The sequence below is a fragment of the Cobetia sp. MM1IDA2H-1 genome (assembly GCF_002916775.2).
In the GTDB taxonomy this organism is placed as follows: domain Bacteria; phylum Pseudomonadota; class Gammaproteobacteria; order Pseudomonadales; family Halomonadaceae; genus Cobetia; species Cobetia marina.
Map to the genome: position 1 here is coordinate 323741 of NZ_CM133225.1, position 24474 is coordinate 348214.

Annotated in this window: 20 protein-coding genes and 4 tRNA genes; 17 read left to right on the plus strand and 7 right to left on the minus strand. The window is 61.6% G+C overall.

What is annotated here, in order from left to right; translation table 11 throughout:
- The first annotated feature begins 148 nt into the window (after positions 1-148).
- From BOH68_RS01495 to BOH68_RS01515, 5 genes are all read left to right on the plus strand, one after another.
- Entirely contained in the window at positions 149-1264 is a 1116-nt protein-coding gene (locus tag BOH68_RS01495; protein ID WP_077378790.1) for a 1-aminocyclopropane-1-carboxylate deaminase/D-cysteine desulfhydrase, read from the plus strand.
- Positions 1265-1475: 211 nt separating this feature from the next.
- Positions 1476-2516 (plus strand): threonine aldolase family protein, encoded by a 1041-nt coding sequence (locus BOH68_RS01500; protein ID WP_103751481.1) that lies wholly within the window; start codon positions 1476-1478, stop codon positions 2514-2516.
- 680 nt (positions 2517-3196) lie between these two features.
- On the plus strand, positions 3197-5119 hold the full coding sequence (locus BOH68_RS01505; RefSeq protein WP_077378796.1) for a PrkA family serine protein kinase: 1923 nt from the start codon (positions 3197-3199) through the stop codon (positions 5117-5119).
- A gap of 97 nt (positions 5120-5216) precedes the next feature.
- The gene (locus BOH68_RS01510; RefSeq protein ID WP_077378799.1) at positions 5217-6497 is read left to right on the plus strand and encodes a YeaH/YhbH family protein; all 1281 of its coding nucleotides are present in this window, start codon (positions 5217-5219) and stop codon (positions 6495-6497) included.
- Between the two features lie 46 nt (positions 6498-6543).
- Positions 6544-8118, plus strand: coding sequence for a SpoVR family protein (locus BOH68_RS01515; RefSeq protein WP_077378801.1), 1575 nt, complete (start codon positions 6544-6546; stop codon positions 8116-8118).
- A gap of 93 nt (positions 8119-8211) precedes the next feature.
- Here the strand turns inward: BOH68_RS01515 and BOH68_RS01520 are convergent, their stop codons facing one another.
- The gene (locus BOH68_RS01520; protein ID WP_077378804.1) at positions 8212-8529 is read right to left on the minus strand and encodes a high-potential iron-sulfur protein; all 318 of its coding nucleotides are present in this window, start codon (positions 8527-8529) and stop codon (positions 8212-8214) included.
- A 454-nt stretch (positions 8530-8983) separates the two neighbouring features.
- Between BOH68_RS01520 and BOH68_RS01525 the strand changes: the two genes are divergently transcribed.
- Positions 8984-9850, plus strand: a complete 867-nt coding sequence (locus BOH68_RS01525; RefSeq protein WP_258038339.1) for a DNA/RNA non-specific endonuclease — start codon at positions 8984-8986, stop codon at positions 9848-9850.
- Positions 9851-10134: 284 nt separating this feature from the next.
- On the opposite strand, the gene BOH68_RS01530 is transcribed toward BOH68_RS01525, so the two are convergent.
- From BOH68_RS01530 to BOH68_RS01545, 4 genes are all read right to left on the minus strand, one after another.
- Positions 10135-10221: transfer RNA gene (locus BOH68_RS01530), tRNA-Leu, on the minus strand.
- A gap of 100 nt (positions 10222-10321) precedes the next feature.
- A tRNA-Leu gene (locus BOH68_RS01535) sits at positions 10322-10408 on the minus strand.
- Between the two features lie 42 nt (positions 10409-10450).
- Positions 10451-10537: transfer RNA gene (locus tag BOH68_RS01540), tRNA-Leu, on the minus strand.
- A 124-nt stretch (positions 10538-10661) separates the two neighbouring features.
- Positions 10662-10748, minus strand: a tRNA-Leu gene (locus BOH68_RS01545).
- Between the two features lie 352 nt (positions 10749-11100).
- On the opposite strand from BOH68_RS01545, the gene rnr reads away from it, so the two are divergent.
- From rnr to BOH68_RS01595, 10 genes are all read left to right on the plus strand, one after another.
- Positions 11101-13818: a ribonuclease R gene (gene rnr / locus BOH68_RS01550; RefSeq protein ID WP_077378808.1), complete on the plus strand. Its 2718-nt coding sequence runs from the start codon at positions 11101-11103 to the stop codon at positions 13816-13818.
- Positions 13819-14158: 340 nt separating this feature from the next.
- Positions 14159-14914: a 23S rRNA (guanosine(2251)-2'-O)-methyltransferase RlmB gene (rlmB, locus tag BOH68_RS01555; protein ID WP_255304477.1), complete on the plus strand. Its 756-nt coding sequence runs from the start codon at positions 14159-14161 to the stop codon at positions 14912-14914.
- Between the two features lie 258 nt (positions 14915-15172).
- Positions 15173-15553: a 30S ribosomal protein S6 gene (rpsF, locus tag BOH68_RS01560; protein WP_065392636.1), complete on the plus strand. Its 381-nt coding sequence runs from the start codon at positions 15173-15175 to the stop codon at positions 15551-15553.
- Between the two features lie 26 nt (positions 15554-15579).
- The gene (gene rpsR, locus BOH68_RS01565; RefSeq protein ID WP_024952281.1) at positions 15580-15807 is read left to right on the plus strand and encodes a 30S ribosomal protein S18; all 228 of its coding nucleotides are present in this window, start codon (positions 15580-15582) and stop codon (positions 15805-15807) included.
- A gap of 12 nt (positions 15808-15819) precedes the next feature.
- Entirely contained in the window at positions 15820-16674 is an 855-nt protein-coding gene (locus BOH68_RS01570; RefSeq protein WP_065392638.1) for a hypothetical protein, read from the plus strand.
- Between the two features lie 12 nt (positions 16675-16686).
- A complete protein-coding gene (gene rplI, locus BOH68_RS01575) occupies positions 16687-17133 on the plus strand; it encodes a 50S ribosomal protein L9 (RefSeq protein WP_065392637.1) in 447 nt (148 codons plus the stop codon).
- A 304-nt stretch (positions 17134-17437) separates the two neighbouring features.
- Positions 17438-18817 (plus strand): replicative DNA helicase, encoded by a 1380-nt coding sequence (dnaB, locus tag BOH68_RS01580; RefSeq protein ID WP_077379359.1) that lies wholly within the window; start codon positions 17438-17440, stop codon positions 18815-18817.
- 86 nt (positions 18818-18903) lie between these two features.
- Positions 18904-19191: a hypothetical protein gene (locus BOH68_RS01585; protein ID WP_043334752.1), complete on the plus strand. Its 288-nt coding sequence runs from the start codon at positions 18904-18906 to the stop codon at positions 19189-19191.
- Between the two features lie 166 nt (positions 19192-19357).
- Positions 19358-20614 (plus strand): EAL domain-containing protein, encoded by a 1257-nt coding sequence (locus tag BOH68_RS01590; RefSeq protein WP_077378815.1) that lies wholly within the window; start codon positions 19358-19360, stop codon positions 20612-20614.
- A 155-nt stretch (positions 20615-20769) separates the two neighbouring features.
- On the plus strand, positions 20770-21126 hold the full coding sequence (locus BOH68_RS01595) for a DUF6482 family protein (protein ID WP_219815849.1): 357 nt from the start codon (positions 20770-20772) through the stop codon (positions 21124-21126).
- 1 nt (position 21127) lies between these two features.
- Here the strand turns inward: BOH68_RS01595 and BOH68_RS01600 are convergent, their stop codons facing one another.
- Positions 21128-21514: a thiol-disulfide oxidoreductase DCC family protein gene (locus tag BOH68_RS01600; RefSeq protein WP_077378818.1), complete on the minus strand. Its 387-nt coding sequence runs from the start codon at positions 21512-21514 to the stop codon at positions 21128-21130.
- The gene (locus BOH68_RS01605; RefSeq protein ID WP_255317642.1) at positions 21511-23187 is read right to left on the minus strand and encodes a cryptochrome/photolyase family protein; all 1677 of its coding nucleotides are present in this window, start codon (positions 23185-23187) and stop codon (positions 21511-21513) included. Before BOH68_RS01605 ends, BOH68_RS01600 begins: the two co-directional genes overlap by 4 nt.
- A gap of 199 nt (positions 23188-23386) precedes the next feature.
- Here BOH68_RS01605 and hemH point away from each other — a divergent pair, with 199 nt between their 5' ends.
- Positions 23387-24376: a ferrochelatase gene (gene hemH / locus BOH68_RS01610; protein ID WP_077378824.1), complete on the plus strand. Its 990-nt coding sequence runs from the start codon at positions 23387-23389 to the stop codon at positions 24374-24376.
- The last annotated feature ends 98 nt before the right edge of the window (positions 24377-24474 follow it).

Below are 24474 nucleotides of genomic sequence, written 5' to 3' on the forward strand. Positions count from 1 at the left end.
TTCAGCGTTGAGTTGAGCCGAAGCTCTGCCTAGACTGAGAGTGGTCATCACGGCCGTCGTGTCTGCGTGACAATGACGGCCGTGATGGCCTTGTCGTCTCTCCGCCTTCTGCCGTTCTCACGGCGCATCACCACGATGGGACTCGCTCATGTCATCGCACGCAGCCGCTTCTCGCCAATCCACCGACGAGACTCTGCCGCCGGATGGCGCCACGGTCCTGTCCGCGCCTCAAGGTGCGCTCTCCTCTCCTGCTGCTGTCGCGTCTTCAGCGACTGTCACGGCCTCGCCGATCGCCTCGCTCGATGCCGACTCCTCATCGGCAGGGGGCGGCCTGGAAGCACTGCTCGAGTTGTTCACCCTGCCACGGGTGGAGCGCCTTGACTGGCGCGTGGCCCGCGAGGCCGGGGTGGTGGTCGAATGCCTGCGGGCCGATACCCTGGATGCCGAGATATCCGGCAACAAGGCATGGAAGCTGCGCCTGCCACTGGCGCGAGCGCTCAGCGAGGGGCGAGGCATCATCAGCTGTGGCGGCGGCTGGTCGAATCACCTGCATGCTCTGGCGGCTGCCGGGGCGCGTCTGGGGGTGGCGACGCATGGCCTGGTGCGTGGGCATCCGGAAGCTCCGCTGACGCCGACGCTGAAGGATGCCATGGCCAACGGCATGCACCTGAACTTCATCTCACGGGCGGAATACAAACAGCGCGACCAGCCCGGGTTCTCCGCCCGCTTCAGTGATGCACTGTGGGTGCCGGAAGGTGGGGGCAGCGTGGAGGGGGTGGCGGGGCTCGAGCCGTTGGCACAGGCGCTGGTGACACCTTGCAACGGAGAGCCAGCGCCCCAGCTGGTACTGATGGCCTGCGGCAGCGGGACCACGCTGGCGGGTGTTCTGAGCGCGCTGGGGGAGCGTGATGGTCTGCGTGTGATTGGCGTCCCGACCATGAATCACGGTGATCAGCTCTATCACCGTGTGCGTCGTCTGCTGGCCCGGAGCGGCGGCAGTGAGCAGAAGACACCGGAGTGGGGGCTGTGGTTGGGAGCGCAGGCGGGCGGCTTCGCCAAGGCACCCGCCTGGTTGATCGACTTCATCCAACGATTCGAGGCCGAGACCGGGTTGCAGGTCGAGCCGGTGTATACCGGCAAGTTGTTTGCCTCACTGGCCCACCACCTCGCCAACGGGATGATCGCCCCCGGGACTCGTGTACGGGTTCTGCATACGGGCGGTCTGCAGGGGCGCAGAGGGTTCCCGGCTCTCGATGCTGCCTGAGGGATTTTCCTGCATGGCCGTCCCGTCGTGATGGTCGCGTCGGATCATGGCTGGCGGCGGCATGCAGCGCTGTTATGATGGGATTTCTACTGTGGTGCCTGCCATCCTGGGTACCGCGTTCGTTTCATCGGGCAAGGTGACCCCTTGCTCTGCTCTGGATACTCCCATGACGACTGACGCCCTCGCCACGACCCGCTCCGCGGCCACTGACATCGATGACACCTGTACATCACGTTTTCTGGCCAGTGACAACACGTCCGGTATCTGCCCCGAGGCGATGGCATACATGATGCGAGCCAATCAGGATGATGATCTCGCCTATGGCAACGACCGCTGGACTCAACAGGTGACGGATAGCTTCCGTCAGCTGTTCGAGACCGAGTGCGAGGTATTCTTCGTCTTCAATGGCACGGCGGCGAATTCCCTGTCGCTGGCGCATCTGTGTCAGTCCTATCACAGCGTCATCTGCCATGAACTGGCCCATATCGAGACTGACGAATGCGGAGGGCCGGAGTTCTTCTCCAATGGCTCCAAGCTGCTCAATGCGCCGGGTCCGAATGGCAAGCTGACGCCTGAAGGCATCGAGCGACTGGTCACCAAGCGCAGTGATATCCATTATCCGCGTCCTCGTGTCATCTCGCTGACCCAGTGCACCGAAGTCGGCACCGTCTATAGCCTGGAAGAGCTTCAGGCGATTCGCGAAGTGGCCGACCGTCATGATCTTCAGATCCACATGGACGGCGCGCGCTTTGCCAATGCTTGTGCCTCGCTGGGTGTCTCTCCGGCCGAGCTTACCTGGAAGGCCGGCGTGGACGTGCTGTGCTTCTCCGGTACCAAGAATGGGCTGGCGATGGGGGAGGCGGTGATATTCTTTGATCGCGAGCAGGCCCGTGACTTCGACTATCGCTGCAAGCAGGCCGGTCAGCTTGCCTCCAAGATGCGTTTCATCGCCGCGCCGTGGATGGGGCTGCTCGAGAATGACGTCTGGCTGGACAACGCACGTCATGCCAACACCATGGCGCAGTATCTGGCCGAGCGACTCGAGGCATTGGACGGCATCGAACTGCTGTTTCCCTGTGAGGCCAACAGCGTCTTTGCCAGCTTCCCCGAGCATGTGCTGACGGCGCTGCGTGAGCGTGGCTGGACCTTCTACACCTTCATCGGCGCAGGTGGCGCACGCTTCGTATGTTCCTGGAATACCAGTACGGATCTTCTGGATGCTCTGCTTTCTGATATCCAGAGTGCCCTGTAAGAAAGGGAGCTGAGAGTGACACTCTCGTAGCGTGTGCTGAAAAGTGAAAAAAGCCCATCGGCCATCCGATGGGCTTTTTTTTCATGAAGATTTTTCAGGACGTTGCGATACGTCCATGCCCTTGCGGGGGTGTGACAAGGTCAGTGATCGCTACGGCCAAGGCTTCTGTCAGCAGTCGCCTCGTGGCCGCCCGCGTCGGCGGTTTCGCATGTCATCGATTCGCCTTCGGGTCGCCATCGAGTCGCTGGCGACACCTCGTGGGGCCGGATATGTGCAAGGACTGGCTGGCGAGACTCGCCGCTCTGTCCCTATTCTGAACGTGTGCTGCAGTGCGACGTGGCAGACATGGTGCCTTTCAGGAGGAGGGGCTTCAACGGCCACGAGGCGAGGCAATTCTTGCGCAACGGTGCGCTCGAGGAGGCGTCACTCCTGCCTCGTTCCAGATCGCGCTTGTCATGCAGGGACGAGGTTGTCCATTCGGGTGGCGAAAGTTCGTTGAATGCGGTGGGTCCATGTATTGGACACTCGCTACCTATATCGATCTATGCTGATAAACACGCCGAGGCAGTCACCTGAGCGCCAGCAGCGCGGGGCATCAAGTGACCTGGTACCACTGTCATCGTACAGGAGTGGCCCCGGCGATGGTCCCAGCGACCCCGAGTCGCGACAAGGAGGCTTCCATGAGCATCTTCGATCACGTGCAGAGCCGCTACGAGCGGGTCCAGCAAGAAGAGATGAGTCTCCAGGAGTACCTGGAGTTATGTCGGCAGGATCGTTCTGCCTACGCCAGCGCTGCCGAGAGAATGCTGGCGGCCATCGGTGAACCGGAGGTCATCGATACCGCCAAGGATCCCAGTCTTTCCCGGATTTTTTCCAACAAGCTGATTCGACGCTACCCCAGCTTCGCCGAGTTCTATGGCATGGAGGAGGCCATCGAGCAGATCGTGTCCTACTTCCGTCATGCGGCTCAGGGGCTTGAGGAGCGCAAGCAGATTCTCTATCTGCTGGGGCCAGTCGGCGGCGGCAAGTCATCGCTGGCCGAACGACTCAAGCTGTTGATGGAGCAGATTCCCTTCTATGCCATCAAGGGGTCACCGGTATACGAGTCGCCGCTGGGGCTGTTCTCGCTGGAAGAGGATGGCGAGGTGCTCGAGAAGGAATATGGCATCCCGCGCCGCTGCATGCGCAGCGCCATGTCGCCCTGGGCGGCCAAGCGTCTCAAGGAATATGGCGGAGATCTCAGTCAGTTCCGTGTCGTCAAGCTCTACCCATCCCGCCTGAACCAGATCGCCATCTCCAAGACGGAGCCGGGCGATGACAACAACCAGGACATTTCCGCGCTGGTCGGCAAGGTCGATATCCGTCAGCTTGAGCTCTATGCCCAGGATGATCCGGATGCCTACAGCTTCTCCGGCGGGCTGTGCAAGGCCAACCAGGGGTTGATGGAATTCGTCGAGATGTTCAAGGCACCGATCAAGGTGCTTCACCCGCTGCTGACCGCGACTCAGGAAGGCAACTACAACCCGACCGAAGGCATGGGGGCGATTCCCTTCGATGGCGTGGTGCTGGCGCACTCCAATGAGAGCGAGTGGCAGGCCTTCCGCAACAATCGCAACAACGAGGCCTTCCTGGACCGCGTGTTCATCGTCAAGGTGCCCTACTGCCTGCGAGCCTCGGAGGAGGTGAAGATCTACGCCAAGCTGCTGGAGCACTCGTCGCTCAATCATGCGCCCTGTGCGCCAGACACCTTGCGCATGCTGTCCCAGTTCATCGTGCTGTCGCGCCTGCAGGAACCTGAGAACTCCAGTATCTATTCCAAGATGCGCATCTACGATGGCGAGAACCTCAAGGATACCGACCCTCGCGCCAAGTCGATCCAGGAGTACCGTGACAGTGCGGGGGTCGATGAGGGCATGGATGGTCTGTCCACGCGCTTTGCCTTCAAGATCCTCTCCAAGGTCTTCAACTTCGATGCCAGCGAGGTGGCTGCCAACCCGGTGCACCTGCTCTATGTGCTGGAGCAGCGCCTCGAGCAGGAGCAGCTGCCCAAGGAGACCCACGAGCGTTACCTGCGCTTCATCAAGGAGTATCTGGCCCCACGTTATGTCGATTTCATCGGCAAGGAGATCCAGACCGCCTATCTCGAGTCCTACTCCGAGTATGGCCAGAACATCTTCGATCGTTACGTGACCTACGCTGATTTCTGGATTCAGGACCAGGAATACCGTGACCCCGAGACTGGCGAGCTGCTCAATCGTCAGTCGCTCAATGAGGAGCTGGAGAAGATCGAGAAGCCGGCAGGCATCTCCAATCCCAAGGACTTCCGTCATGAAGTGGTCAACTTCGTGCTGCGCGCTCGCGCGCAGAACAACGGGATGAATCCGGGCTGGCAGTCCTACGAGAAGCTGCGTGCGGTGATCGAGAAGAAGATGTTCGCCAATACCGAAGAGTTGCTGCCGGTCATCTCCTTCAATGCCAAGGCATCGGCATCGGATCAGCGCAAGCATGAGGATTTCGTGGCGCGCATGGTGGATCGCGGATATACCGAGAAGCAGGTGCGTCTGCTGTCCGAGTGGTATCTGCGAGTGCGCAAGTCGCAGTAAGCCCTGCCGACTGACGACAGGCCTGCCGGCGGGCGTGATTGCCGCCGGCACTTGCCATCCGGTCTTTCGCTGAACGCGAGGCCGGCAAGGAGGGCGAATGAGTTACTTCATTGATCGACGCAGCAATGCGCGCAACAAGAGTGCGGTGAATCGCCAGCGCTTCATCCGGCGCTACCGCAGCCATATCAAACGGGCGGTGGAGGATGCCGTCAATCGGCGCTCCATCACCGACATGGAGCGTGGCGAGGAAGTCTCCATTCCGACTCGCGATATCTCGGAGCCGGTCTTCCAGCATGGCCAGGGCGGCAAGCGGCGTGTCATCAACCCGGGCAACAAGGAGTTCGTGGAAGGTGATCGCATGCGCCGCCCGAGTGGCGGCGGCGGCGGTGGCAGCGGAGAAGGTCAGGCCTCCAACCAGGGCGAGGGCGAGGATGATTTTGCCTTCACCCTGTCGCGCGAGGAGTTTCTCGAATTCGTGTTCGATGGTCTGGAGCTTCCGCATCTGGAGCGCAAGCAGATCGCGGACATGGATGAAGTACGTCCGGTGCGGGCGGGCATCGCTCGCGATGGCACTCCCGCCAGGATCAATATCGTGCGCTCGATGCGTTCAGCCCAGGCGCGGCGTATCGCCATGCGATCCCCCATCAAGCGGGCGCTGAAGGAGGCCACTGACGCGCTGGAGCTTGAGGAGCGCAAGGATCCGGTGCTGCGCAACAAGGTGCGCATTGCCGAGCTCAAGGCGGAAATCGAGCGTCTTGAAGCGCGCCTCAAGGCGGTGCCGTTTCTCGATACCTATGATCTGCGCTACAACCACCTCATCAATCAGCCGATGCCGTCCAACAAGGCAGTGATGTTCTGCGTGATGGATGTCTCGGGGTCGATGACCCAGGCGCACAAGGATATCGGCAAGCGCTTCTTCCTGTTGCTCTATCTGTTTCTGGAGCGCAACTACGAGAAGGTCGAGCTGGTGTTCATTCGCCACCACACCGCCGCCAAGGAAGTGGATGAGGAAGAGTTCTTCTACTCCCGAGAGACCGGCGGCACCATCGTCTCCAGTGCCCTGACGTTGCTGGATGAAGTGATCGAATCCCGCTATCCGGCGGGTGAATGGAATCTCTACGTGGCCCAGGCGTCCGATGGTGACAACTGGGATGACGATTCCACCAATTGTCGCGAGCTGATGATCAAGAAGCTGATGCCGCGTCTGCAATATTACGCCTACGTGGAGATCACCCCGCATGCACACCAGGCATTGTGGGAAGAATATGAGCGAGTCGAAGCCGAATTTCCGGATCGTTTCGCCATGCAGCAGATTGTCGAGGCGGGCGATATCTACCCGGTATTTCGAGAGCTGTTCAAGCGCCGCATCAGCGCCTGATCGCATCATGTGACGCGCCCGGCCATCTGCCGGGCCGGGAGGCCCCATGAGCCAGAGACGTGATAATCGACTGGAAAATCAGCAACCGGCCAGTGGCTCCGATTGGACCTTCGAGCTTCTGGAGCATTTCGAGCACGAGATCGCGCGTATCGCTGCGCAGTATCGGCTGGATATCTACCCCAATCAGATTGAAGTCATCACTTCCGAACAGATGATGGATGCCTATGCCAGCATCGGCATGCCGGTGGGCTATCACCATTGGTCGTTCGGCAAGCAGTTTCTCTCGGTGGAGCAGGCCTATCGGCGCGGACAGATGGGACTGGCCTATGAGCTGGTGATCAATTCCGATCCCTGCATCGCCTATCTCATGGAAGAGAACACCCTGATGATGCAGATTCTGGTCATGGCGCATGCCTGTTATGGCCACAACAGCTTCTTCAAGGGCAATTACCTGTTTCGTGCCTGGACGGATGCCTCGGCGATCATCGATTACCTCGTCTTCGCCCGGAAGTACGTGTCCGAATGCGAGGAGCGCCATGGTGTCGATGCGGTTGAGCAGCTGCTGGACGCCTGTCATGCGCTCCAGAATTATGGCGTCGATCGCTACAAGCGTCCCTCGCCCATCTCGCCGGAAGAGGAGATCCAGCGTCAGCAGGAGCGTGAGGCCTATCTGCAGGCTCAGGTGAATGCGCTGTGGACCACCATTCCGCAGGCCGAGGAGGAGGATGAGTTGATCGATGAGGTCAACGACCCACTGGGTCTGCATCGTCGTGGTCGCTACCCTCCTGAGCCTCAGGAGAACCTGCTCTACTTCATCGAGAAGAATGCACCGTTGCTGGAGCCCTGGCAGCGGGAGCTGGTGCGTATCGTGCGCAAGCTGGCGCAATACTTCTATCCGCAGCGCCAGACCCAGGTGATGAACGAAGGCTGGGCCTGCTTCTGGCACTACACCATCATGAATCAACTCTATGATGAGCAGCTGATCGGCGAGGGGGTGATTCTCGAGTTCCTGCAGTCGCACACCTCGGTGGTGCAGCAGCCGGGCTTCGATCACCCGCATTACAATGGCATCAACCCCTATGCGCTGGGCTTCGCGATGTTCATGGACATCAAGCGCATCTGCGAGAATCCTGACGACGAGGACCGTGAGTGGTTCCCCGACATCGCCGGCAGTGACTGGTTGGAGACGGTGCATTTCGCGATGCGCAACTTCAAGGACGAGTCCTTCATCCAGCAGTTCCTGTCGCCCAAGGTGATCCGTGATCTCAAGCTGTTCTCGCTGGTGGATGACGACAGTGATGAGCATCTTCTCATCGATGCCATTCACGATAGTCGAGGCTACAAGCGCATTCGAGAGGCGCTGTCGGTGCAATATGCGCTCAGCCATCGCGAGCCGAACATCCAGGTGTGGGCCGCGAATATCCGGGGAGATCGCTCGCTGACGCTGCGCCATGTCCAGGATGATCGTCGCCCGCTGTCACGCAGCGTCTATCCCGTGATGCGCTATCTGCATCAGTTGTGGGGGTTCCCGGTGCATCTCGAATCATTGGAGCAGGATGAGATCGCGCGCCGCTACCAATGGCCGTTGCCGGAGGATGCTTCCGGATCCACTGCGAGCTGACGTCTGGTCCCGGTAACACAGCCATGAAAAAGACCGCCTCGGGATTGGCTCCCGAGGCGGTCTTCTCGTATCAGGTCCGAGGCGCCGCCGGTATCATGCCGGGCGCTTGGTCCAGGACTGGCACCAGCCTTCGGGTGCCACGCTATTGCTGGGGAATAGCTGACAGCCCTTGTTCTCCGGCTTGTAGAACATGCAGTTGGTGCAGTCGGAGCCGGGCTTGAAGGCGGGGTGATCACTGGCTTCGCTGGCATCTTCCACATAGTGGAGCGCCTTTGCCTGCGGGTTGTCGGTATCCAGTGGGGGCAGGTCGGCGGCAAGGGCGCGCGGCGAGAGCACGGCAGCGCCCAGTGGCAGGGCGGCAAGCCCCAGCAGGCTGTTGCGCATGAAGTTACGACGGCTTTGATCAGCCATGGTCAGATTCCTTCTCATCGTTGGAGCACAGCCGGTGGGATGTGCTGCGGTCACGGCTCGCCTGTCAGGAGGCGCTTTCATGTCGATCGTTGCAGTGTCACTCGTGCCACGGGCGTCTTGATGAGCGCTCTGTGTGGCGCGGCTGGTCGCAAGCATCCTGGTACGGGAAGATGCAGGTGGCATGCCAGATACTGATCATGCGGTCAGATTCTGCGGTATCCGCCGTCGGGATGATCCCCCTCGTGGATATCTGCTCGCTGATGGTGCATGAAGCAAGTGCTGCCTGCTTATTGTGGCTTGAGTTGGGGCGGCCGTCAGCCTCGCGAACGGAACTCTGGCATGATGGAATGCTACGGTAGAACGTGAATGAAGTTGCTGCGGCTTGCGGGTCGTGACGGAATGACGAGCGCATGCCTTGCCGAGGCAATGGCAACGACAAGAAGGAAATGGCGGGATGCTGGATGTGATGGAGGATATTCGCTCGGCCGGTCGCAAGCTGTGGCGAGGGTTTGGCGTCAGCGTGGCATTCGCGCTGGTGGGAGGTGGGCTGTGGTGGTGGCAGGAGCGTGATTACCAGCAGTTCTACGCCTGGCAGGGAGTGCCAGAGGCACGTGAACTTGACTGGAAGACGCTGGCGCGTGGCTTGCGCAGCGATGCCTACCTGGTGGGGTGGTCGGATCTGCGCGCCAATCCGTTATGGGTGACATGGCGTCTCGAGAATACCCAGGGGTCGCGGCTGGGGGAGCGTCCTGACGAGTTCGAGCGCGACTGGCGCTCGCTATGGCCCGTCACACCGGACAGCTATCGCAACAGTGGCTACGACCGCGGACACCTGGCGCCCAACTACGCCATCGGCAAGATCTACGGGGTCAAGGCCCAGCATCAGACGTTTCGCATGACCAATATCTCGCCACAGACACCGGCGCTCAATCGCAAGCTGTGGCAGCGACTCGAGGCGGCCATCATGGACAGGATTCTGCCGCGGGAAGAGGCGCTGTGGATCACCGCAGGCCCGGTCTTCACGGGAGAGATCGAGCGTCTGCCGAATCTGATCGAGATTCCGGATGGTTTCTACAAGATCATCGTCTCGCCCGGCAATGCTCGGCAGGCGCCTCGCGCCCTGGCGTTTCTCTTTCCTCAGCAGGTAAGAGGGGATGAGCCATTGGATCGCTTTCTGGTCAGCATCGATAGAATCGAATCTCTCACCGGTTTCGATTTCTTCCACGAGTTGCCGGACGATATCGAGCAGCGCCTGGAAGCCTCGGTACGTCGTGATGGATGGCAGGTCGAGAGTTTCAGCCGCATCCCGTCACGCTATTGAGTGTCTGATGACTCTGATGGCGCAGGGGAGGCAATGGGTCGTGCAGAAGGATGCGTCCGGGGATATTCGTCGCGCAGTCGCAGGAAATCCATCCACAGGCCAGGCAGTGGAAGCGGGTGTGGACAAGTCAGCAGGCGTAGGGGGGATCTGTGTTTCTCGGAGCACGTGAAAGACAACGCAGGGCGCTGCAGGTCTGGATAAAGCAATGAAGCTGATAGCAGGGGGGAGAGTATCGCGATGTGAGCAGCGGGCGCTGCGAGAAAGTACATCGGATGACAACTTGATGGTGCCCAGAAGAGGACTTGAACCTCCACGTCCATACGGACACTAGCACCTGAAGCTAGCGCGTCTACCAATTCCGCCATCTGGGCATCAAGTTGTGTGCTGAAGTCTCAAGAGCAGAGCCTTGCAGCGGAACGATCATGACATCCTTGGTAGTGGATACCATGTTCCCTGTTCGAGTGCGCATCGTGGTGCCCAGAAGAGGACTTGAACCTCCACATCCTTACGGATACTAGCACCTGAAGCTAGCGCGTCTACCAATTCCGCCATCTGGGCGAAGCGCGATACAGGGGTCGTTCATCGTGAGTCTGACGTCCGTGGTGCCCAGGAGAGGACTTGAACCTCCACATCCTTACGGATACTAGCACCTGAAGCTAGCGCGTCTACCAATTCCGCCACCTGGGCAGACATCAGAACTCGTTTTGGTCCAAGGACCCGGATCAGCAGTCCAAGTTGTTGAAACTTGAATGCTTTACCCGTTTTCCGGTATCCATCCTAACGTGTGTCACGTCAACATGAAACCTGAAATTGGTGCCCAGAAGAGGACTTGAACCTCCACGTCCATACGGACACTAGCACCTGAAGCTAGCGCGTCTACCAATTCCGCCATCTGGGCAAGTGGTGCCGAATAATACGGATCTTCTGAGGGAATGCAAGAGGTTTCTGTTTTATTTGTGACGTCAGGGGCTGCATGACGCATCTCGGTCGTCTGCCTTGCTGGCCGGAACTTCGAGATGGTGCAAGCTTTGGAAGACCCGATGGAAAAACAAGCGCTTGGCAAAGTCATGGAAGAAAGCCATGAAATGAGGCCTCCTGCATCACTCTGACGAGCTTCCGGGAGTCGGAAGGTTGGGGAATGGTTGGGTCGGCCCAATGGTAGGGGCTATAATGCGCGCATGAGAGACAACCAGTCATTCCGTGCCGCGCCCGCTGCCCGTCTCGAATTCATCGTCAAGGAATCCTGATTAATGACCCAATGGACGCTCAGCGACGACCCGCACGCGGAACGCGAAGCCCATAAGTACGACAAGCCCATCCCCAGTCGCGAGTATCTTCTCGACAAGCTGGAAGAGTATGGCAAGCCCATTACCCACGAGAACATGAGCCGCATGCTCGGTTTCGAGGACGACGAGCAGCAGGAAGCCGTGCGCCGTCGCCTCAATGCCATGGAGCGTGATGGCCAGGTGCTGCGCAATCGTCGTGGTGCCTATGCACTGATCGACAAGCTGGACCTGATCCGTGGCCGTATCGTCGGCCATCGCGATGGTTTCGGTTTCCTGGCGCGCGAAGATGGCGTCAAGCCGGATCTTGCCGTGCCGCCGCGCCAGATGCGTCGCGTCTTCCATGGTGATCAGGTGCTGGCGCGCGTCAGCGGACGTGATCGCCGTGGTCGTGATGAAGTCACCATCGTCGAGGTGCTGGCTCACAATACCCAGACGCTCGTCGGCATCTATCGCCAATCCGAGCCGGACTTCGGGGTACTGATTCCGGAGAATTCGCGCATCGCGCAGGAAGTGATCATCCCCAACCGTGTGGCCAATGGTGCCAAGGACGGTCAGGTGGTGTCCGTGCGCATTACCCAGCAGCCCGCGACACGCGTGCAGCCGGTGGGGGAAGTGGTCGAGGTGCTCGGTGAGCGCATGGACCCGGGCATGGAGATCGACATCGCGATCCGCTCGCATGACATCCCCAGCGAATTCCCGCCGGAAGTCGAGGACCAGATCTCGACCATCTCCGCCGAAGTGCTGGAAGAGGACAAGAAGGGGCGTATCGACCTGCGCGAGACGCCACTGGTCACCATCGATGGCGAAGACGCGAAGGACTTCGATGACGCCGTCTGCGCCTGGCAGGACGACAACGGCAACTGGAAGCTGCTGGTCGCCATCGCCGATGTATCGCATTACGTGCGTGGCGGCAGTCCGCTGGATCAGGAAGGCTACGTGCGCGGCAACTCGGTCTATTTCCCGGGTCAGGTCGTGCCGATGCTGCCGGAGCTGCTCTCCAATGGTCTGTGCTCGCTCAACCCGCATGTCGATCGTCTGACGCTGGTCTGTGAGCTGACCATTTCCGCCGCCGATGGCGAGATGCTCGACTATCGCTTCTTCGAAGCCGTGATCCGTTCCCATGCGCGTCTGACCTACGAGAAGGTCGGCACCATGCTGACGGACCCGGAAAGTGAGGAAGGTCAGGCACTGTGTCAGCAGTACAACGAACTGCTGCCGTCGCTGCACAACCTGCACGCGCTGTACGGTGTGTTGCGCAAGGCGCGCGACAAGCGTGGTGCCATCGACTTCGAGACCACCGAGACGCAGATCCTGTTCAACGATGAGCGCAAGATCGAACAGATCGTGCCGCGTACGCGCAATGACGCGCACAAGCTCATCGAGGAATGCATGCTGGCGGCCAACGTCGCCACGGCGCGCTTCCTGGACCTGCACGATCTGCCGGCCCTCTATCGTGTCCACAAGCAGCCGGCACCTGAGCGTCTCAACAACCTGCGCGCCTTCCTGGGTGAGCTGGGTCTGACGCTGGAAGGTGGCGATGAGCCACAGCCGAAGGACTTCCAGGCACTGCGTGCCTCGATCGCCGAGCGCCCGGACCTCGACATCATCCAGACCGTGATGCTGCGCAGCATGACCCAGGCGGTCTACTCGCCGCAGAACGAAGGTCACTTCGGTCTGGCCTACGATGCCTACGCCCACTTCACCTCGCCGATCCGTCGTTATCCCGATCTGCTGGTGCACCGTGCGATCCGTTCCGTCATCCGTGGTCCGCGCAAGACCGACACCGTGCTGCGCGCCGAAGATGCCGTGACCGAGCGTCCGACCAAATGGTGCCCGTACACCTTCGAGCAGATGCTCGAGCTGGGTGAGCACTGCTCGATGACCGAGCGCCGCGCCGATGAGGCGACGCGTGACGTCAACGACTGGCTCAAGTGCGAGTTCATGAAGGACAAGGTCGGTGAAGTGCTGGAGGGTACCGTCGCGGCGGTCACCCAGTTCGGCCTGTTCGTGCGTCTGGATGCCTACTACGTCGAAGGTCTGCTGCACATCTCCTCGCTGCCGTCCGACTACTACCACTACGAGGCCGAGAAGCATCGTCTCAAGGGTGAGCGTGCCGGCGTCAGCTATGGTCTCGGCGATGGCGTCACCGTCCAGGTGGCTCGCGTCGACATGGATGAGCGCAAGATCGACTTCATGCTCAGTGACCCGACGCCGCGTCCCAAGCGCAAGCCGCGCAAGGCACGCAGCAGCGAGCGTGATGCTGACAAGCCCGCAAGCGGCAAGAGCGGTGCAGCCTCCGGCAAGGAATCTGCCCCTAAGGGTCGTCCCGGCAAGCGTGAGCGCGAGCGCCTCAAATCCCTGACGGAAGAAGTCAGTCAGGAAGGCCAGGGTGGCGGTACGGACGGAGCGTCCGAGACGCCTGCGCAGGAGAGTCCTGCCCGCAAGCCGCGCAGCGAGCGTGATGAGCGTTCCGGTCGCGGCGAGCGCAAGCCCTCCACCGGTAAAGAGCGTCCGTCCGCGCCTGAGTCTCCGGCAGCGGCGCGCCCGGCGGTGCCGAGCGGTCCGGAATCTGCTGACAGTCCGTTCGCGGCAGTCGCGCCGATGGGTGCCGCTGGCAAGGATGATCCGTCGCGCAAGCGCGGCTCCCGTTCTCGCGGGCGTCGCGGCAACGGCCGCAGCTGACCGCCGGCAAGATTCACCGCGCAGCATTCATCAGCCCCGGCCATGGTCGGGGCTGATGCGTTGCACGGCCGTGAGTTCGCAGGATTTCATGGCTGTCGCCATGGCGACAGCTCAGTTTCCGTCCAAGTGACAGGGCCCTGTCAGGGCCATCAGGCAGGAAGGCACTATGAGTCAGGACAAGGGGCGCAAGCCCGGCCGCGGCAAGCCCGCTGGCGAGCGCGGTAGCCATTCTCGAAGTGAGCACTCTCGAGGCGAGCACTCAAGGGGTGAGCGTGGTGGCGCTCAGCGCCAGGAACGTGGCGGGGCCCGCAGAGGTGGCGCTCGCACTGGCGCACCGAAGATCCCCGGTGGCCTGGAAGCCGTCTATGGTGTACACGCCGTGGAAGCCTTGCTGGCACGCGGCCGCGCACCGAGCGAGCTGTGGGTGCAGGCAGGCGAGGCCGAGCTGCGTCTGAACGAGATCATCGAGCAGGCGCGTGCCGCTGGTTCACGCGTCACCTTGAAGGCGCGTGAGGAGCTGGATGCGCTGTCCACCGGCGGTGGTGCCCATCAGGGGCTGGTTGCTCTGTGCGCGCCGCTTGCCACCGAGAACGAGACTGGCCTCAAGCTGCGCCTCGATGGCTGGTCCCATGAGGAAGCCCCGCTGTTTCTGGTGCTGGATTCGGTCACGGATCCGCACAACCTCGGGGCCTGTCTGCGCAGCGCCGATGCCGCCGGTGCCCATGGTGTCATCGTGCCCAAGGACAAGTCCGCCTCCCTGAACGCGACCGTGCGCAAGGTCGCCTGTGGGGCAGCGGAAGTGGTGCCGGTCTATCAGGTCACCAACCTGGCCCGCACGCTGGATGCCATGAAGGAAGCCGGTGTCTGGGTGCTGGGTACGGCTGGCGAAGCCGAGGCCATGGCCTTCGAGGCCGATTTCACCGGGCCGGTGGCCATCGTGATGGGCGCTGAGGGCAAGGGCATGCGTCGTCTGACGCGCGAGCACTGCGACAGCCTGATCAAGCTGCCGATGGCGGGCAGTGTCTCGAGTCTGAATGTCTCGGTCGCGGCCGGTATCTGCCTGTTTGAAGCCGTTCGTCAGCGCCGCAACGGCTGACAGCAAGAATGGGGGTGTCAGGGCATGAGGCGTGCCTCGCGACGTGTCGCTTGCCAAGCCCTTGACACCTCTCTACAATACTGCGGTTCTGTGAAGTGCAGTCTGCAGTGAATGCGCGGCATGGGGGCACCTGTCCTCGCCCGCGCGCGTTGTACGTGGCTTTCGAGCCCGAATGACACAACCGTAGTAATCACTCCACTCCTTGCTTCCCGGCCCGAGACGCGCCGTGGAGGCTGTCAAACCGAAAGGAGCCAAGCCATGCGTCACTACGAGATCGTGTTCATGGTCCACCCGGACCAGAGCGAACAGGTTCCGGCCATGATCGAGCGTTACACCTCCATCGTGACCGAAGCCGGCGGTACTGTGCATCGTCTGGAAGATTGGGGTCGCCGTCACCTGGCCTACCCGATCAACAAGATCCACAAGGCCCACTACGTGCTGATGAACGTCGAAACTACCGGTGAAGTGGTCGAGGAACTCGAGACCATCTTCCGTTTCAACGACGCCGTCATCCGTAACCTGGTTGTGCGTGCAAAGGAAGCGGCCATCGAGCCGTCTCCGATGATGAAGCCGGCTGAAGAGAAGCGTCCGCGTCGCGAAGACAAGCGTGACGAAGCCGAAACTCAAGACGCTAACTGATACCGCACCCCCAGGAGGTCATTGCAATGGCACGTTTTTTCCGTCGTCGCAAGTTCTGCCGCTTCACCGCTGAAGGCGTGAAGCAGATCGACTACAAGGACATCGAAGTCCTGAAGTCTTACATCACCGAGACCGGCAAGATCGTCCCGAGCCGCATCACCGGCACCAAGGCGCGTTATCAGCGTCAGCTGGCGACTGCCATCAAGCGTGCGCGCTACCTGGCACTGCTGCCGTACAGCGACAGCCACCAGTAAGGCGACACCATGATGCTGGCATTGGCACGTTGGGCCATGCGCGGACCGTTGCAGTGCATCGCGATTGCACTGCTGACGGGTCTTCTGCCCTGGTTCTTCTGGTTCAGTGCCTCCATCAGTGCGCTGGTCACGCTTCGGCGTGGCCTTGCGCCAGCCGCACCCGTGTTCATCGCCGCTGCCATTCCGGCAGGCTGGTGGTGGACACAAGGCGATCCGGTGCCATTGGCGACCGTGTTGCTGGTCACGTTGATGGCAACCCTGCTGCGTGCTCGCATGCGATGGGGGGAGGCGCTGATTGGCGCCAGCCTGACAGCGGCAATGATGGTGCAGTCCGGGATATTCCTGCCACCAGGCGGGGCTGGTCCACTGCTTGAGAGCATTCGTCAGAATGCCCCTGAGCTTGATGCACGCTTGAGCGACTTTGCCGCTCAAGGTGTGCCGACTGAACAGCTCGCAGGGTTGGTCATCGGCGGTATTACCGGGTTGGTGGTCCTGCTGGCCGCCACGGCCTGTCTGGCCCTGGCGCGCAGCTGGCAGTCCGGGATCTACAATCCGGGTGGATTTCGTCACGAGTTTCATGCCTTCCGGCTGAGCCCGCGAGAAGTCCTGATACTGGCAGCCTGCGGCATCATCGGGGTCTTCCTCGATGTGCCTGCAGTGCTCCTGCTGATCTGGATACCGTTGTTCGTGGCCGGCATTGCCCTGGTGCATGGCTATATCGGGTTAAAGGGGATGAGCGGGTTATGGTTGGTCGGCGTCTACTTTCTGCTGCTGACGACCTGGCCCACGATTCTGATTTTGCTGCTGCTGGCTCTTGTTGACGTCTTTGCGGATCTTCGCGCACGTCTTGCTGGCAGTCATCGATAAGAGGTTTACGAGATGCAAGTCATTCTGCTCGACAAGATTGGCAAGCTGGGCAACTTGGGTGACCAGGTGTCCGTCAAGGCTGGTTTCGGTCGCAACTATCTGCTGCCGTACGGTCTGGCTGTTCCGGCCACTGCCGAAAACCAGGCGGCTTTCGAAGCTCAGCGCGCTGAGCTGGAAGCACAGGTTGCAGAGCGCAAGGCCGAAGCTGAAGCGCGTGCCGCTCAGCTGAACGAAATCGAACTGTCCCTGGTCGCCAAGGCTGGCGAAGAAGGCAAGCTGTTCGGTTCCATCGGTCCGCGTGATCTGGCCGAAGCCATCGCCCAGTCCGGCATCGACATCGCCAAGAGCGAAGTCCGCATGCCGGAAGGCCCGCTGCGCAACACTGGCGAATACGACATCGTGCTGCAGCTGCACGCTGAAGTGACTGCCACTGTTCGTGTGGTCGTGGTCGGCGAGTAATCGTTGATCCGTGGTGGCTGCCCGGTGATCCGGCGCTGCCGCCACAGGTGGTACTCGAACCGCCCTCGCATCCTGGATGCGGGGGCGGTTTTTTTGTGTCTGGCGTTTCTTTGTCGGGCGTGACAGGGAAAATCCTCTGCACGCGGGCAGGGCGGTGACAGGCAAAATCCGGTAGAATGCCTGCCCCCGTGAGGTAGAGCATCATGTGCGGTCGCGATGGTTGGCAGGCTCGCGGCGATGCACGAAAATGGAGGTTCCCGCGGGCGTGTCAGTCATCAGCAGGAGTCAGCCAGGCATGAGCGAGATGCAGGATCAGGATCGCGAGACGGCGGCGCTCAAGGTGCCCCCCAATTCGCTGGAGGCCGAGCAATCGGTCCTCGGCGGTTTGATGCTGGACAACAGCGCCTGGGACACGGTGTCCGAGCGACTGGTGGCCGACGACTTCTATCGCTACGAGCATCGTCTGGTCTACAACGCCATGTCCCAGCTGGTGGGCAGCAGCCGGCCGCTGGATGTGGTCACGTTGTCCGAGTTGCTGGAAAGCCGTGACCAGCTGGAGTCGGTCGGCGGGCTTGCGACCCTCGCCGAGCTTGCGCGCAATACGCCCTCGGCCAGCAACATCAAGGCCTATGCCGACATCGTTCGCGAGCGCGCGACGCTGCGCAAGCTGATCCAGGCGGCCAACCAGATCGCCGAGAGCTCCTTCAGCCCTCAGGGGCGGGACGCCGACGAGCTGGTCAACGAGGCCGAGCGTCTGGTGTTCCAGATCAGCGAATCACGCCCCAAGAGCGGCGGCCCCAAGGGCATGAGTCAGCTGCTGACCGGCGCGGTGGACCGCATCGATGAGCTGTTCAATCTCAAGGGCCAGATGACCGGCCTCTCGACTGGCTTCCGGGACCTGGATGACATGACCTCCGGTCTGCAGCCATCGGACCTGGTGATCATCGCGGGGCGCCCCTCGATGGGCAAGACCACCTTCGCCATGAACCTGGTCGAGCATGCCGTGGTCTCCGGCGACAAGCCGGTGGCCGTGTTCTCGATGGAGATGCCGGCCGAATCGCTGATGCTGCGCATGATCTCCTCGCTGGGCCGCATCGATCAGACCAAGGTGCGTACCGGTCAGCTGGATGACGAGGATTGGCCGCGGCTGACCTCGGCGGTCAACCTGCTCAAGGACAAGCAGCTGTTCGTCGATGACACGGCGGCCCTGTCGCCCAACGAGATGCGCTCACGCTGTCGCCGCATGGCGCGCGAACACGGCGGCATCGGCCTGATCATGATCGATTACCTGCAATTGATGCAGGTGCCGGGACTGTCCGAGAACCGTACTGCCGAGATCTCCGAGATCTCGCGCTCGCTCAAGGGTCTGGCCAAGGAATTCGCTTGCCCGGTGGTGGCGCTCTCGCAGCTGAACCGCTCGCTTGAGCAGCGTCCCAACAAGCGCCCCGTGATGTCGGATCTGCGTGAATCCGGCGCCATCGAGCAGGACGCCGATGTCATCGCCTTCGTCTACCGTGATGAGGTCTACAACAAGGACAATCCCGACAACAAGGGCTTGGCCGAGCTGATCATCGGCAAGCAGCGTAACGGCCCCATCGGCACCGTTCACATGGCCTTCATCGGCAAGTACACCCGTTTCGAGGACCTGGCGCCAGACAGTTATGGCCAGGCCTTCGCTGAATGACGTGATGCGCATGCGCATCAAACATGTACCCGGGCGGCGGCAGCGACGTCGCCCCGCAAGACCCGCACTGACGGGGAGGAGATAGCATGGCAGGTGGATTTGGGCGCGGACGCGCACGCACTCCCAAGCTTCAGGGACGCGGTACGCTGGAGAGCCTTGAGCGCGAAGGGCCTTTCAAGGAATGGCTGGGCATGCCGGATCTCTATCGCTTCACGCTGGTCGTGGAGGGCGAGAGCTACAGCTATCAGACCGAAGACAGTGAAGTGCCGGTCGTCGCGGGCGACATGGTGGTCTTCCGTTACAAGGAAACCAAGGCCGGCAAGTGGATCGACCGCAATTCCCTCGGCAAGGCCATCGACCCCAACTCGCTGTAAGGCGTCCACTTCCGGCGTGGCATGAGCGTATTGGCCAGCCACGACCGGGCAGGCTCGTCGCAAGGCGTCCTTGCACGGCAGCACCGCGGTGATGTGCCCGACCCTTCGCTGACACATCACCGCCCCGTGTCATTTTCCTGTCATATCAGCATGCTTTGATTCTGGCATGCTGCCATCCCCGCATCCCGCTTTAGCTGAGGCATCCACTCCCGAATCCGGCCAGGCGCTGGAGGCGTTGCTGCGTCTTCGCCAGTTGCGGATGCATTTCCAGCCCATCGTGGCGGCAGATGGCCGTGAGGTCTTCGCCTACGAGGCACTCGCGCGCGCTGCTGCGGGATGCAGCTTGCGCTCACCGATGGCGATGTTCGAGGCGGCTCGCCAGCATCGGCGCCTCGCCGAGCTGGACGGCCTCTGTCGTGAGCTGGCGCTTGAGCAATGGGCCGAGCAGGGCCTGAGTGAGCGCCTGTTCCTGAACGTGTCGCCGGAGGTGCTGCTGGACAGTGCGCATTCTCGGGGACTGACGCGTCATCTCCTGCATCGCCATGGGCTGCATCCGCATCAGGTCGTCATCGAGTTGACTGAGCAGACCCCGGGGCTTGACCCGGCACTGATGCGTGAGGCCGTCTGCCATTACCAGTCGATGGGCTTCGCCATCGCGCTGGATGACCTCGGTGAAGGGTACGCCAGCCTCAAGCTGTGGTCGGCGGTTCAGCCTGACTTCGTCAAGATCGACCGACACTTCATCAGCGGTATTCATCAGGATTCGCTCAAGCGGCGTTTCGTGCGCTCGATCATCGACATCGCCCACGGCAGTGGCAGTCAGGTGATCGCGGAAGGCATCGAGCAGGAAGGCGAGATGGAATGCGTGTCTCAGCTGGGGGCCGAGTATCTGCAAGGCTGGCTGTTTGCGAGCGCCGAGGTGGACCCTGCTGACCAGCGTGCCGGCCTCGAGCAGCGCCTGCATCGTCTGAGTCGCCGCCGGCATGCCGCGCCTCTGGCACTCGGTGCCGGCAGCCTGCTGCGGCAGGTGGCGCCGGTACTGCAGGATACCTGTCTCGAGGAGGTGGCCGAGCGTCTGCATGCCGAGCCGGAATTGATGGCGCTGGCAGTGGTGGACGCGCAGCAGCGGCCGGTCGGCATGATCATCCGCCATCGACTGCTGGGATTGCTGAATCAGCGCTTCGGACCGGAGCTGCACGGACGACGAGCGATCCATGAGGTCATGCAGACCCATTCACTGCGTGTCGAGGAAGATGAGCCGCTCGAGCGTCTGTCGGCCAAGCTGCTCGGGCGCCGGGACATTCATCGTGACGAGGATTTCATCATCATGCGAGGGGGATGCTATCGCGGCCTTGGGCGTCCTCTGGATCTGCTGCGCATCCTCGCGGAACGTCAGCTGGCGGTTCGTGCTCAGTGTCCGTGAGCCTCTCCGGGTCGGCGGCCTTGAACATGACGTCATCCAATCGTCATGGTGGTGCCGTGCAATCGTCATCGTCTCCCCGCAAGCTGGCGTGAAGCCTTGACGCCACCTTCACGATGATGGATACCTCAGACAACAGAGGTCCAGGAGCCGACACCATGTCCAGAATTGCCGCTGCCTTCACACCTGCTGGCCTGCTGGTCAGCAACCTGAATGCGCTGATCGCCGAGTATCCGGCACTGGAGGCGCGCGTGATCAGTCATGCCGCCAGCCGCTTCTATCAGGTCCAGCTGGTACTGGAAGCGGGTGCCGATGAAGACGATGAGCGCAGTGAACTGTTGATGAAGCGTGGCAAGCCGATGCTGTTCCGCTCGCTGGAGGATGTCTACAGCGAGCTCAGGCGCGCCGGTCTGTCACGCGCCTGGCTGGTATCCCAGGTGGCCAACGACGAGATGATCGGCCGACCGCCTCAGTACCATCAACCGTTGAGCTCGCGCATCCCCTTGAGCTTCTGAGTCAGCGTCTCCTCTGGGGTACCCAGCGGCCGATACGCTCACGGTGGCGGGCAAAGACCCGATAGCCGACATCCAGCATCGGACGCAGCCCCGGCAGCAATGACAGCCTCACCAGGCGCCGATAGCCGAGCACCGCATAGAGGGCTCGGCTGGCGTCCATGCCGACATACCACTCCCCGCGCGCATCCTGCACGTGCAGGCGCCCCATCATCGTCTCGAAGCTCAGCCCCAGAGCATCTGGGGAAAAGTCCTTTGCACGAATGTCGACCGTCCTGACCCGTTCCCGCCTCGGGTGTCTCGCCAGCCAAGCGACCTCCCGCTGGCACAGGGGGCACTTGCCATCGTGATAGAGCGTGACCGGTGCACTGGCCTGCCAGATGCGACTCATGAGGATTCCTTGTCGGTCGTGGAACTGGAGGGCGCGGGATGGTAACCCGCGCGATGGGCACCGCTGCCATAGTCAGCGGCGCTGTCGAGTCGGGCGAGAAAGGCCTCGGCCTGTTGCAGCAATGCCTCGCGCTTGTCGTCCTTCATGCGTCGCCAGCTGCCATAGACCAGCGACATGCGCGGGTTGCGTGACAGTGATTCGCGATGGCGTTCGATGAAGTGCCAATAGAGACTGTTGAAGGGGCAGGCATGCGTGCCGGTGACCTTCTTCGGCGAGTACTGGCATCTGTCGCAGTGATTGGACATGCGATCGATGTACTTGCCCGAGGCACAATAGGGCTTGGAGCCCATCAGGCCGCCATCGGCGTGCAGCACCATGCCCAGGGTATTGGGCAGCTCCACCCACTCGCAGGCATCGACGTAGACCGCCAGATACCAGTCGCATAGCGCCTCGGGCTTCACGCCGCACAGCAGGGCGAAATTGCCGGTGACCATCAGGCGGCGGATATGGTGGGCATAGGCATGATCACGCGTACTGAGGATGGCTTGATCCACACAGCGCATGCCGCTGTCGCCGCGCCAGAAGACCTCCGGTAGATCCCGTGTCGCACTCAGGCGATTCTCCTGCTTGTAGCCGGGCATGCGTGTCCAGTAGATCCCACGCACATACTCTCGCCAACCGAGAATCTGCCGGATGAAGCCCTCGGCGGAGTTGACCGGTACCTCGCCACGTCGCCAGGCATCATCGACGGCAGCGCAGACTTCGTGGGGACTCAGAAGCCCGATATTGAGCGCCGCGGAAAGTCGGGAGTGGAACAGGAAGGGGTCACTGTCATCGATGGCATCCTGATGGCGGCCGAAGTCTGCCAGGCAGTGCGCGAGGAAGTGAGCGAGATCGTCGAGCGCCTGGGCGCGGGTCACGGCCCAGTTGAAGTTGTCCAGATTGCCGAAATGACGCAGCTCGCCCTCGGCTCCCTCGCCGAAGCGGGTGTCCACCAGCGTCAGCACTTCGCGCGTCAGCGCATCCTGGCGGTGGTCATGCTGCGGTGGTGGCGGTGACTGGAAGTCGGCGGGAATCGGTTCGCGATTGTCATGATCATGATTGAACTTGCCGCCGGCGGGCTCGCTGCCTTCCATCAACAGATCCGTGTCACGACGCTGTTCACGGTAGAAGTATTCCATGCGCAATTGCTTGCGTCCGTCGGCCCAGGTCGCGAACTGTGCCGGTGTGGTGAAGAAGCGGTGATCTTCCAGCACCACCCAGGGGATCTCGCCTTCCTCGCGGCGTGCGAGGAAGGCCTCCAGCAGTCGCCATTCCCCGGGGCGAGTCACCAGAATGCCGTCACACTGATGGAGCGCGGCCAGCCGCTCGGCTTCCAGGATCAGCGATTGACGATTGTCCGGGTCATCCAGGCGGCTTTCATGCACCTGCCAGCCGCAGTCGCGCAGCTCCTGTGCGTGATGGCGCATCGCGGCCAGCATCATCGCGATCTTGTGCGGATGGTGTGGCACGTAGCGGCCTTCCTCCTCGACCTCGCAGAAGGCGATCAGACTCTCGGCAGGTGCCTGCTTGAGGCTCGCAAGCTCGTGACTGAGCTGGTCACCGAGAATCAGCACCAGCGGGCGCGCGAAGTCGTGACGAGTGGCAAGTTGCAGAGTGGAGGTTTCGGGCACACTGACTCCTGCGGCGGGGCGCAAGCACGGCTTGCGTCGGGTTGTGACAATAATTGTCGTAAAGCTGTACAAATCGTGATGATAGTATAACTTCATCCCTCACGCACAGGGCGAGCTGGTAACATGGCTGCGCTGTCGGTGAGGGTGGCTGGTTGCCGCTTCACCCCTTTTCTTGCCCCTTGTCAGGAGTTCATCGCCCATGAGCACCCCGCGTTTCGGCGTCATGCTGGTCAATCTCGGCACCCCTGAAGCCCCGACACCCAAGGCGGTGCGTCGCTACCTCGCGGAGTTTCTCGGTGATGTACGCGTGATCGACCTGCCGCGCCTGCTCTGGCTGCCGATCCTGCATGGCCTGGTGCTGACGACTCGCCCCAAGAAGGTCGCCGAGGCCTATGCCTCGGTGTGGACGGAAGACGGCTCGCCGCTGATGGCGATCGGCAAGCGTCAGCGTGCCGCGCTGGAGGCGCGTCTGGCCGAATCGCTGGGCGAGGAGATTCCGGTAGAGCTTGCGATGACCTACGGCAAGCCGACCATGGAAGAGGTGGGGCGCAAGCTGGCCAGTCGTGGGGCAGATCGCATCCTGGTGCTGCCGCTCTATCCGCAGTTCTCGCGGACCACGACTGCCGCGGTGTTCGATCGCCTGGCGCGCGCGCTCAAGCCGTGTCCGCACCTGCCGGAACTGCGCTTCGTGCGTGACTACCATGATCATCCTGACTACATCGCCGCGCTGGCCGCCAGTGTCCGTGAACACTGGGAAAAGGCAGGGCATCGCGGCAAGCGTCTGTTGATGAGCTATCACGGCATCCCCAAGCGCTATGCGACGGCGGGCGACCCCTACCCACGCCAGTGCGAGCGCACTAGCCAGCTGCTGGCCGAGGCGTTGGGGCTTGGGGACGATGAGTGGGCGATGACCTACCAGTCCCGCTTCGGCAAGGCCGAGTGGCTCAAGCCGTATACCGATGAGACGCTCAAGGCCTGGGGGGCTGAAGGTCTGGAAAGCGTCGACGTCATCTCGCCGGCCTTCGCGGCCGACTGTCTCGAGACGCTGGAGGAGCTGGAAGAGGAGAATCGCGGCTACTTCACCGAGTCCGGCGGGGGCGAGTTCCGCTACATTCCGGCGCTCAATGACCGTCGTGAGCATATCGATCTGCTAGAGGCACTGTGCCGCCAGCATGCTCAGGGCTGGTGACGAGCAGGGCAGGCATGAGGCCCACCTGAATGATCTGAGCACCGCAGTCCGAGTGACAGATACGCAGTGAAACGCTGGAAAGACAGCGCCCCCACCAG